Raw genomic sequence first — 10,879 nt, forward strand, 5'->3', positions numbered from 1 at the left:
CCCCGGGCCCGATGTGCTCGCGCTGCGCGCGGACTACCAGCGGCCACCCGTCGCCCGGGTGAGCGGGCCGTGCGAACGGCGCTGGGAGGCCCGCCCCGCGGCGAACGCCGCCGCGACGACGGCCGCCGCGACCCCCGCCCCCGCAGACGCCGCAACCGGCTTCCGCTCCTTGACCTGCGTCCACGCCCCACTCGCCGTGGACGCGACGGACCCCGCCGCCCCCACGACCGCCTTGCGCCCCGCCTCGACACCCTTGAACGACGACAGCGCCGCGTTACCCGCCGCCTTCGCCGCCTGCTGGGACTTCTCCCGCGCGGTCCGGGCGTCGACCCCGGGGGTCTTCTCGTCGATGGTCTCGGTCACCGAGCTGTTCTGGTTCTGAGCAGTCATGACCTTCGCGTTGCCGATCGCGGCGCGGACAAACGTGCCCGCGCCAGAAGATCCCGCGCCGGCCCGGCCGGCCGGTGCCCCGCCGGCCACACCGCCCGCAGCGCCCGCCGCAACACCAGCCCTTCGACCGGCACTTCGACGAGCCGCCGGTCCGACAGCTCCTCCCCCACCGCGAGTTCGCTGAGGACCGACGGCCCCGCCCCACCGACCGCGGCCGCCTTCAGCGCGGTGGTGGAGGCGAACTCCAGGAGCGGCGGGGCGAGTTCACCGACTCCGGCCGCGTCCGTCAGCGCCGCCTCAAGCACCTGCCGCGTCCCCGACCCCCGCTCCCGCAGGACCAGCGGCGTCGCGGCCAACTCCGCGGGCACGACCGCACGGCGGCGCCGCGCCCAGGGATGCCCCGCGGCGACCACGACGACGAGCCGGTCGTGCGCGACGACCACCCCGTCGAGGCCCCTCGGCACCTCAAGACCTTCGACGAACCCGAGGTCCGCCTCACCCGCGAGCAGCCGCTCGGCGACGTTCGCCGAGTTCCCCGCGGCGAGCGAGACGGCCGTGCCGGGGAAGTCCGCGCGCAGGGCGATGAGCCAGCGCGGCAGCAGGTACTCGGCGATGGTCATGCTGGCGGCGACCCGCAGCCGCGAGTCGCGCGTGTCCCGCAGCGCCTGCGCGCCGACGTCGAACGCCTCGGCCGCCTCGACGATCCGCCGCGCCCAGTCGGTGACGAGCACCCCGGTGGGGGTCAGCGTGGAGCCGCGCGGCGAGCGGTCCACCAGCGCGACCCCGAGCTGCCGCTCCATGGACCGCACCCGGCTGCTCGCGGCGGGCTGGCTGATGCCGAGCTCCCTGGCCGCCGCGCCGAGGCTGCCGAGCCGGGCCACGGCGAGCAGCAGCTGCAGCGCGCCCAGGTCCGGCACGCGGTGGGCCAGCGCCGCGGAGGTCTCTCCGCCGTCAGCCATCGCTCCCGCCCCTCTCCCCGCGCCGTGCCATAACCCCAGCTTATGCCCTCATCACCCCAAGGGTGCTGGTCAGGGCGCTCGTCCGGCCCGACGGTGGAGGCATGCTCCTCGCCGCCCCGCCCCGCCCGCCGATCACGGCGGCGGGCCCCGCGCCCCGCCCGTTCGCCCGCCTGCGCCACCTCGGCCCGAACTGGTACGCCGCCGTGATGGGCACCGCCGTCCTGGCCCCCGCCGGGGCCGCCCTCCCGGCCCGCCCCCCGCACCTGACCGTTGTCCTCACCACCGCCTGGGCGCTGTCCCTGCTCGCCCTCGCCGCCCTGCTCACCGCCCGCGTTGCGCACCGGCGCCACCACCGCGACCAGGCGTCCGCCCACCTGCGCGATCCGGCCGCGGCCCCGTTCCTCGGCTGCCTCCCCATGGCCCTGCTGGCCGTCGCCGGCGGCACGCTCACCGTCGGCTCCCCCGTCGTCGGCCACCGGGCAGCCGTCGCCCTCGGGGCGGCGCTGTGGACCGTGGGGACCGTGCTCGCCCTGTCGGTCGCCGTGGCCGTGCCGTACGCGATGGCGACCCGGATGCGGGTGCGGCGGGAGGAGGTGACGCCGGTGTGGCTGCTGCCGGTGGTCGCGCCGATGGTCTCGGCGGCGGTGGGCCCGGCCCTCGCCCCGGAGCTGCCCGCCGGGACCTGGCAGAGGGCGCTGCTGTGGACCTGCGTGGGCGCGGCGGCGCTCAGCCTGACCGGCACCCTGCTCGTGCTGCTCCCCCTGCTCGGACGGCTCGCGAAGGGGACTCCGCTCCCTCCCGCGCTCGCCCCGTCCCTCTTCCTCGTCCTCGGCCCGCTGGGCCAGTCGACGACGGCGACCGGCCGCTTCGCGGACCTCGCGCCCGGCGCCGTCGGAGCGACCGCGGCCGCCCGCTTCGACACGCTCGCGGTGGCCTACGGGATCCCGGTGACGGCCGCGGCCCTCGGCTGGCTCCTGGGGGCGGCCGCCCGGGTCGTACGGGCCCGGCGGGACGGGGCGGGGTTCGCGATGACGTGGTGGGCGTTCACGTTCCCCGTGGGCACCTGCGTCACCGGCGCGGCGGGCCTGGCCCGGCACACCGGCCTCCCCGCCCTCGGCTGGATCGCGACCGCGCTGTTCGCCGGCCTGGTGGCGGCCTGGACCGTGGTCGCCGCGCTCACCGTGCGCGGCCTGCACCGGGGCACGCTGCTCCCGGCGACCGGCTGACCGAACGACGGGGCCGGGCGTCCGCTCAGCGGCAGGGCGCGTCGTCCGAGGACTGGTGGGCGGCCTTGGTGGCGGTCGCCTCGATGTGCTCGGCGACGGCGACGAGCAGCACCCGGGTGGCCGGCACCGTGGTCCGGCAGCGGTGCCGCACCCCGCCGGAGAGGTACAGGGTGTCGCCCCGGCCGAGCTGGTAGACCCGCCCCTCCGCCTCGACCTCGGCCGCGCCCTCGACGACGTACATCAGCTCGTCGTTGCGGTGCTGGAACTCGCGGCCCGCGTCGTACTCGCCGGTGAGCTCGAGGGCGTGCATCTGGTGCTGGCCGCGGACCAGCGGGCGGACGCCCGGTTGCGGCTCGGGGTCCTGGTCGGCCTCGCGGACCACGTCGACGGTCCGGGCGGCGTCCGCGGCGACCAGGAGGTCCTTGGCGGTGGTGTCGAGGGCGGCGGCGATGCTGTCGAGGGAGGCCGTGCTGGGGCGGGCGCGCTCGTTCTCGACCTGGCTCAGGAAGGGGACGGACAGGCCGCTGCGCTCGGCGAGCGCGGACAGCGTGAGACCCAGGGCCCGGCGCCGGCGCCTGACGGCGGCCCCGACCCGGAGCTGTTCCTTGTCGTCCATCGCGTCGCTCCCCTCCGTGCCAAGGGCCCCCGGTGTGACATGTCTGCGAGCACCCTACGCAATCCGGTGGCTACGCGTCCCACCTGTGGACGAGCTGCCGGGACCCGTCGCGGCGGCGGGCCGCCGGGCGCCCGCCCGCGGGGTACCCGCAAGGGGGAACGATCGGCTCCGCCCGGAAATGCCCGAAGGGGCGGCCCAACACCCGAAGGTGTGGGCCGCCCCTCACGGGTTCGACGTCAGCTCTGCGGCGCCATCCTGTCGGCGATGCCCGGATTCCTCTTCATCCAGGTCTTCACCGCCTCCTCCTCCTTGCCCGTGCCGGCCTTCTGGATCTCGTTCTCCAGACCGGCGAGCTGCTTCTCGCTCAGACGGAAGTCCTTGAGCCACTTCGTCAGCCGCGGGTAGTGCGCGGAGAAGTCCTTGTTGGCGACGGTGTGGATCCGGTCGCCCTTGCCGAAGAGCCCCTCGGGGTCCTTCAGCTTGGTCAGCCCGTACTCGTTGTACGCCCAGTGCGGGGTCCACAGCATGACCGCGATGGGCTCCTTCTTGGCGTACGCGCGCTTCAGCTCCGCCAGCATGCCGGGGGTGGAGCTGTCGACGACCTTGTACTCACTTCCGAGCCCGTAGCCGGGGACGACCTTGTTCTTCAGGATGTCCATCGTCTCGGTGCCGGCCTCGATGCCGACGATCCGGCCCTTGAAGTCCTTCCCACGCCCCTTGAGGTCGTCGAGCGAGTCGACGCCCTTGACGTAGGAGGGGACGGCGAGCTCCAGGGAGGTGGGCCCGTACCAGGAGCCGAGGTCGGAGAGCTTGCTCCGGTACTTGTCCCAGTACTTCTTCTGCGTGTACGGCAGCCAGCCGTCGAACTGGACGTCGATCTGGCCGTCGGCGAGGGCGGTGTACATCGGGCCGACCTCGAACTGGCGCAGGTTCATCGTGTAGCCGCGCTCCTCCAGGACCGCCTTCCACAGGTAGGTGGCGGCGATGTCCTCCTCCCAGGGGAACCAGGCGACCTCGACGGGGCGGTCCCGCTCGTCCTTGCCGCTCTTGCGCGACTTGGACTCCTTGGGCAGCGGGGCCCACTTCTCGAACTGGCTCTTGTTCTTGTCGAGCCAGGTCTTCACGGCCTCCTGCTGGTCGCTCTTGTCGACCTTCTGGATCTCCGCCTCGAGCCCGGTGAGCTGCTTCTCGGTCATCGAGAAGTCCTTGAGCCACGTGGCGACCAGCGGGTTGTCGGCGGCGAAGCCCTTGCGGCCCAGCATGTGGATCCTGTCGCCCTTGCCCCAGGTGCCCTTGGGGTCCTTGAGCTTGGTGAGGTCGTACTCGCTGTAGGCCCAGTGCGGCGACCACAGGGTGGTGACGATCGGCTCCTTCTTGGCGTACGCGCGCTTGAGCTCCGCGAGCATGGCCGGGGTGGAGCCGTCGACGACCTTGTACTCGCCCTCCAGGCCGTACTTCTTCAAAACGTCGCTCTTGAGGAGCTTCATCATCCCGGCGCCGGGCTCGATGCCGATGATCTTGCCCTTGAACTTCTTCCCCTGGCCCTTGAGGTCGGCCATGGAGTCGATGCCCTTGACGTAGGACGGCACGGACAGCTCCAGGGAGGTGGGTCCGTACCAGTCGCCGTAGTCCTCCAGCTTGCTGCCGTACTTCTTCATGTACGAGGCGTGGGTGACCGGCAGCCACGAGTCCGTCTGGACGTCGATCTGACCGCCCGCCATGCCGGTGTAGAGCGCGCCGGCGTCGTACTGCTGGACGTCTACCTGGTAGCCGCGCCGCTCCAGCATCTCCTTCCAGAGGAAGGTGGAGGCGATGCCCTCGTCCCAGGGGATGTAGCCGAGGGAGATCTTCTTGCCGTGGCCGACGTCCGTGGCGCTGCCGCCGGCGGAGGCGGACTTCGTGCCGCCCAGGACGCTCATGCCGCCCGCGAGGAGCGCCAGTACCAGGACACCGGCGACGGCGACGACGGGCTGCGGACGGTAGGTCCAGATCTGCCGGACGCCGGTGGTCTGGGCCTTCGCCTTGGCGAGCGCGCGGCGACCGACGGGCAAGACCTGGCGGCCGAGCGCGCTGGTGAGCCGGTCGAGGTAGATCGCCAGGACGACGATGGAGATGCCCGCCTCGAAGCCGAGGCCGATGTTGAGCTGGCTGATGCCCTCGTAGACGGAGGCGCCGAGGCCGGCCGCACCGACCATGCCGGCGATGACGACCATGGACAGCGACAGCATGATCACCTGGTTGATGCCGGCCATGATGGTCGGCAGCGCCAGCGGCAGCTGCACCCGCAGCAGGGTGTTGCGCGGGGTGGTGCCGAACGCCTCGGCGGCCTCGACGAGTTCCGCGTCGACCTGGCGGATGCCCAGTTCGGTCATCCGGACGCCGGGCGGCATCGCGAAGATGAAGGTGGCGATGATGCCGGGGGGCGCGCCCAGGCCGAAGAAGATGACGGCCGGGAGCAGGTAGACCATGCCGGGCATGGTCTGCATGAAGTCCAGGAGCGGCCGCAGTAGCCCGCTGACCCGCTTGGAGCGGGCCGCCCAGATGCCGAGCGGCACCGAGACGACGATCGCGACCAGCGTGGAGACCAGGACGAGCGACAGCGTCAGCATCGCCTCGGACCACAGCTCCATCGAGTCGATGAAGGCGAATCCGACGAAGGCGAGGGCGCCGGCGAGCAGTCCGCGCAGCCACCAGGCGACGACGGCGAGGATACCGGCGAGGATCAGCGGCTCGGGGGCGGACAGGACGGCGTTGAGGCCGTCGTAGAGGCCGTTGACGAGCGCGGTGATCGCGTCGAACAGCCAGGAGAGGTGGCGCTGGAGGGAGTCGACACCGCTGTCGACCCAGTCGCCGATGGGGATCCTAGGCACGCGCCGCCACCTTGCCGTTCTTCTCGTCCGCCGTTCTGGCGGCCTGTGCCGTGCTTCCCGTCGCGGTCGCCTTGGCCCGCGCCACCGCGGCCCTGGCCCGGGCCAGCGGGCCGTCGGCGGGCTCGGGCCGGGCGGCGGGCGCGGCGCCGCCGTCGCCGATGAAGCTCATCAGGCGGCCCTGCGGCACGACGCCGACGACGTCGCCGCGCGCGCCGACGACGTTGACGGGGTGGGTGAGCCGGGCGCCGACCGCGCACACCTCGGACAGCGGGGTGTCCTCGGTGACGGACGCGCAGTCGCACTCCTGCGCGCCCGGTTCGGGCGCGGACATGACGGCCTTCGCGGTGAGCACCCGGGAGCGGTCGACGTCCTGGATGAAGGAGGCCACGTAGTCGTTCGCGGGCCGGACCAGGATGTCCTCGGCGCTGCCGGTCTGCACGATGCGGCCGTCGCGCATGACGGCGATCCGGTCGCCGAGCCGCATGGCCTCGTTGAGGTCGTGCGTGATGAACACGATGGTCTTCTTGAGCTTGGTCTGCAGGTGCAGCAGCTGGTCCTGCATGTCACGGCGGATCAGCGGGTCGAGCGCGCTGAAGGACTCGTCCATGAGCAGCAGGTCGGCGTCGGTGGCGAGCGCGCGGGCGAGGCCCACCCGCTGCTGCATGCCGCCGGACAGCTCGTCGGGCCAGGAGTCCTCCCAGCCCTTGAGACCGGCCAGCTCCAGTGCCTCCAGGGCGCGTTCGCGGCGCTCGGCGCGGGCGACGCCCTGCACCTCCAGGCCGTAGGCGGCGTTGTCCAGGACGCTGCGGTGCGGGAAGAGCGCGAAGTGCTGGAAGACCATGCTGATCTTGTGCGAGCGGACCGCGCGCAGGTCGCGGGGGCTCAGGGCGGTCAGGTCCTGCCCGTCGAAGAGGACCTGGCCGGCGGTCGGCTCGAGCAGGCCGTTGAGCATGCGGAGCAGCGTGGACTTGCCGGACCCGGACAGTCCCATGACGACGAAGATCTGCCCCGGCTCCACGGTGAAGGAGGCGTCGATCACCGCGGCGGTCGTGCCGTCGGCCCGTAGTTCGTCACGGTCGGCGCCGGCTTCGAGCCTGCGCACCGCGTCGTCGGGTCCTTTGCCGAACACCTTGTACAAGTGCTCGGCCTGCAGCCTGGACACATACACCTCTCGGGTCGTACGAGAAACGTCCCGCCGCCCCCGCGGGCCGGACGTGGAACGACGCGGGTTCCGCCCGCACGCCCCGGCAGGCCACCTCAATAGGTTCACCATGCAACGGGTTGCGTTCCGGGGCCGCTCCTCCCCGCACTTGTCCCGACCAAACCCGACCGTGACCCGGCTCACGTTCGACGGCGCTTCCGTCGGCGGCCCGGTTCTGATTGGCTGCCCCGCCACAGACGGGGCGCACGGGCGTTGTCAGTGGGGTGCGGCATCATCGGCGGTGTGACGACCACGACACGACGCCTCATGCTCCTGGACACCGCCTCGCTGTACTTCCGCGCCTACTTCGGTGTGCCGGACTCGGTGAAGGCCCCCGACGGCACCCCGGTGAACGCGGTGCGCGGCCTGCTCGACTTCATCGCCCGCCTCGTCGCCGACCACCGGCCGGACGACCTGGTGGCCTGCTGGGACGACGACTGGCGTCCGCAGTGGCGCGTCGACCTGATCCCCTCCTACAAGGCGCACCGGGTCGCCGAGGAGAGCGCCGCGGGCCCGGACGTCGAGGAGACCCCCGACACCCTCTCCCCGCAGGTCCCGGTCATCGAGGACGCCCTGCGGGCGATCGGCATCGCCCGGATCGGCGCCGACGGCTACGAGGCGGACGACGTGATCGGCACCCTGACCGCCCGGGCCGGCGGCCCGGTGGACATCGTGACCGGCGACCGGGACCTCTACCAGCTGGTCGACGACGCCCGGCGGGTGCGCGTGCTCTACCCGCTCAAGGGCGTCGGCACCCTGCAGGTGACCGACGAGGCCTGGCTGCGGGAGAAGTACGGCGTGGTCGGCGCCGGCTACGCGGACCTCGCCCTGCTGCGCGGCGACCCGAGCGACGGCCTGCCGGGCGTGCCCGGCATCGGCGAGAAGACCGCGGCGAAGCTCCTGGACGCCTACGGCGACCTGGCCGGGATCCGCTCCGCGGCCGCCGACCCCGTCTCGAAGCTGACCCCGACCCAGCGCCGGCGGATCGTGGAGGCGGCCGGCTACCTGGACGTGGCGCCGAAGGTGGTCAAGGTCGCCGACGACGTGCCGCTCCCCGCCTTCGACGCCGCCCTGCCGCGCGAACCGGTCGACCCGGCCGCGCTCGACGCGCTGGCGGAGCAGTGGGGCCTCGGCGGCTCCCTGCAGCGACTGCTCGCCACGCTCGCCGGATGACCTGGTAACTTAGGCATACCTAAGTTACCGGGGTCGGATGCGGCGCCCCGGACCGCAGCCATCAGGGGAGAACGCGTGGCAGAGCGACCCGAGCGCAAGGCACCGAAGGCGACCGAGGCCCAGGTGGTCCGCACCGAGCGGCTCTCGCCGCACCTGCAGCGGGTGGTGCTCGGCGGACCCGGGCTCGCCGGCTTCACCCTCGCGGGGTGCACCGACCACTACGTCAAGCTGCTCTTCGCGCCGCCCGGCGTCGGCTACCCCGAGCCGTTCGACGTCGCCCGCATCCGCGCCGAACTCCCTCGCGAGCAGTGGCCCGTGACCCGCACGTACACCGTCCGGGCCTGGGACGCCGAGGCCGGCGAGATGACGGTGGACTTCGTCGTCCACGGCGACGAGGGCCTCGCCGGCCCCTGGGCGCTGCGCGCGCAGCCGGGCGACGTCATCCGCTTCCTGGGCCCCGGCGGCGCCTACGCCCCCTCCGCGGACGCCGACTGGCACCTCCTCGCCGGCGACGAGAGCGCCCTGCCGGCGATCGCCGCCGCACTCGACGCGCTCCCCTCCGACGCCGACGTGCTCGCCTTCGTGGAGATCGCGGGCCCCGAGGACGAGATCAAGGTGGACGACCGGATCGTCTGGCTGCACCGCGGCGAGCGCCCGGTCGGCGCGGCGCTGGTGTCCGCCGTGCGCCAGGCGGCCTTCCCGGCGGGCGAGGTGCACGCCTTCGTCCACGGCGAGGCCGGCTTCGTCAAGGAGCTGCGCCGCTACCTGCGGATCGAACTGGCCGTCCCACGGGAGCAGTTGTCGATCTCCGGGTACTGGCGCCTCGGGCACGACGAGGACGGCTGGCAGGCGTCGAAGTCGACCTGGAACGCGCAGGTGGAGGCCGAGCAGGAGACCGCCGCGTAGCGACCGTCTCCGGAGAGCGCGGGGGTGCGGGCCCCGCAGGACGCGCAACAGCGCCGCCTCACCCGGGCAGTTGGCTCCTTGTGCGACGATTCCGCCATGAGTGTCGCGGTAGTCCTCTTCACCTCCGATCTCCGGGTCCACGACCACCCCGCCCTGCGCGCGGCCCAGCGCGCCGGGGACAGCGTGGTCCCCCTGTTCGTCCGCGACCGCGGCATAGAGGACGCCGGCTTCACCGCCCCCAACCGCCTCGCCTTCCTCGCCGACTGCCTCGGCTCGCTCGACGAGCAACTGCGCTCGTGCGGCGGCCGGTTGATCGTCCGTCACGGGGACGTCGTCGACGAGGTCGTGAAGGTCGCCACCGAGACCGGAGCCCGCCAGGTGCACCTCTCGGGCGGCGTCAGCGGCTACGCCCACCGCCGCGAGGAGCGGCTGCGGGAGGCCCTCGACGGCCTCACCGGCCAGGTGTGCACGCTGCACGTGCACGACGCTGTCATCACCACGATCGCGCCGGGTCAGGTCACCCCCACCGGCCGCGACCACTTCGCGGTCTTCACCCCGTACCTGCGCCGGTGGGAGAAGGAGACCCTGCGCACGCCCGAGGGCGCGCCGCGCACGCTGCGGGTGCCCGCCGACCTGGCGAGCGACCCGCTCCCGGAGCGGCCGGCCGCGAAGCACCTCTCCCCCGCCCTCGCCCCCGGCGGGGAGACCGAGGCCCGGAGGCGGTTCGCGGCCTGGCTGGACAACGGGATCGACGACTACGACACCGGCCACGACGACCTGGCCGCCGACGCCACCTCCCGGCTCTCCCCCTACATCCACTTCGGCTGCCTCTCCCCCGTCGAACTGGTCCGGCGGGCCCGCGAACGGGGCGGGGCGGGAGCGGAGGCCTTCGTCCGGCAGCTGGCCTGGCGGGACTTCCACCACCAGGTCATCGCCGCGCGCCCCACCGCCGCGCACGCCGACTACCGGTCGAAGAACGACCGCTGGCGCTCCGACGAGCGCGAGATCGCCGCCTGGCGGGAGGGCCGCACCGGCTACCCGATGGTCGACGCCGCCATGCGGCAGCTCGCCCACGAGGGGTGGATGCACAACCGCGGCCGGCTGATCGTCGGCAGCTTCCTGACGAAGACCCTGTACGCGGACTGGCGGATCGGCGCCCGCCACTTCCTGAGCCTGCTCGTCGACGGCGACCTCGCCAACAACCAGATGAACTGGCAGTGGATGGCCGGCACCGGCACCGACACCCGCCCCAACCGGGTCCTCAACCCGGTCGTCCAGGGCAAGCGCCTGGACCCGCAGGGCGACTACGTGCGCCGCTGGGTGCCCGAGCTGGCGGACCTGGCCAAGCGGTACGTCCACGAGCCGTGGGAGCTGCCCGAGGGCGAGCGGGCGAAGCTGGACTACCCGGACCCGATCGTCGACCTCTCCGAGGCGCGGTCGCGGTTCGAGGCCGCCCGCGGCTGACCCGGTACGCGGAACGGCCCGGTGGGGGGCGGCGCGCCCCCCCCCCCCCCCCCCGGCGCGCCAAAAACACAGAC

General features: G+C 73.2%; 9 protein-coding genes. 4 read left to right on the forward strand and 5 right to left on the reverse strand.

Annotation, left to right across the window (positions count from 1 at the left end):
* Positions 1-33 precede the first annotated feature (33 nt).
* The gene (locus ACFWEG_RS25745; protein ID WP_387219590.1) at positions 34-390 is read right to left on the reverse strand and encodes a hypothetical protein; all 357 of its coding nucleotides are present in this window, start codon (positions 388-390) and stop codon (positions 34-36) included.
* Positions 387-1,349: a LysR family transcriptional regulator gene (locus ACFWEG_RS25750; RefSeq protein WP_387219592.1), complete on the reverse strand. Its 963-nt coding sequence runs from the start codon at positions 1,347-1,349 to the stop codon at positions 387-389. The genes ACFWEG_RS25745 and ACFWEG_RS25750 overlap by 4 nt, the downstream gene beginning before the upstream one ends.
* A gap of 101 nt (positions 1,350-1,450) precedes the next feature.
* Between ACFWEG_RS25750 and ACFWEG_RS25755 the strand changes: the two genes are divergently transcribed.
* Positions 1,451-2,575, forward strand: coding sequence for a C4-dicarboxylate ABC transporter (locus ACFWEG_RS25755; RefSeq protein ID WP_387219594.1), 1,125 nt, complete (start codon positions 1,451-1,453; stop codon positions 2,573-2,575).
* A 25-nt stretch (positions 2,576-2,600) separates the two neighbouring features.
* Here ACFWEG_RS25755 and ACFWEG_RS25760 read toward each other — a convergent pair whose 3' ends face one another.
* From ACFWEG_RS25760 to ACFWEG_RS25770, 3 genes are all read right to left on the reverse strand, one after another.
* On the reverse strand, positions 2,601-3,191 hold the full coding sequence (locus ACFWEG_RS25760; RefSeq protein WP_387219596.1) for a helix-turn-helix domain-containing protein: 591 nt from the start codon (positions 3,189-3,191) through the stop codon (positions 2,601-2,603).
* A gap of 236 nt (positions 3,192-3,427) precedes the next feature.
* A complete protein-coding gene (locus ACFWEG_RS25765) occupies positions 3,428-6,061 on the reverse strand; it encodes an ABC transporter permease/substrate binding protein (RefSeq protein ID WP_387219598.1) in 2,634 nt (877 codons plus the stop codon).
* Positions 6,054-7,223, reverse strand: a complete 1,170-nt coding sequence (locus ACFWEG_RS25770; RefSeq protein ID WP_387219600.1) for a glycine betaine/L-proline ABC transporter ATP-binding protein — start codon at positions 7,221-7,223, stop codon at positions 6,054-6,056. The genes ACFWEG_RS25765 and ACFWEG_RS25770 overlap by 8 nt, the downstream gene beginning before the upstream one ends.
* A gap of 306 nt (positions 7,224-7,529) precedes the next feature.
* Between ACFWEG_RS25770 and ACFWEG_RS25775 the strand changes: the two genes are divergently transcribed.
* From ACFWEG_RS25775 to ACFWEG_RS25785, 3 genes are all read left to right on the forward strand, one after another.
* On the forward strand, positions 7,530-8,435 hold the full coding sequence (locus ACFWEG_RS25775) for a 5'-3' exonuclease H3TH domain-containing protein (protein WP_387219608.1): 906 nt from the start codon (positions 7,530-7,532) through the stop codon (positions 8,433-8,435).
* 75 nt (positions 8,436-8,510) lie between these two features.
* Positions 8,511-9,341: a siderophore-interacting protein gene (locus ACFWEG_RS25780; RefSeq protein WP_387219603.1), complete on the forward strand. Its 831-nt coding sequence runs from the start codon at positions 8,511-8,513 to the stop codon at positions 9,339-9,341.
* Between the two features lie 96 nt (positions 9,342-9,437).
* Complete coding sequence (locus ACFWEG_RS25785; RefSeq protein WP_387219605.1) at positions 9,438-10,805, forward strand: cryptochrome/photolyase family protein; 1,368 nt, start codon at positions 9,438-9,440, stop codon at positions 10,803-10,805.
* The last annotated feature ends 74 nt before the right edge of the window (positions 10,806-10,879 follow it).

The organism is Streptomyces sp. NPDC060194, assembly GCF_042728285.1.
In the GTDB taxonomy this organism is placed as follows: Bacteria; Actinomycetota; Actinomycetes; order Streptomycetales; family Streptomycetaceae; genus Streptomyces.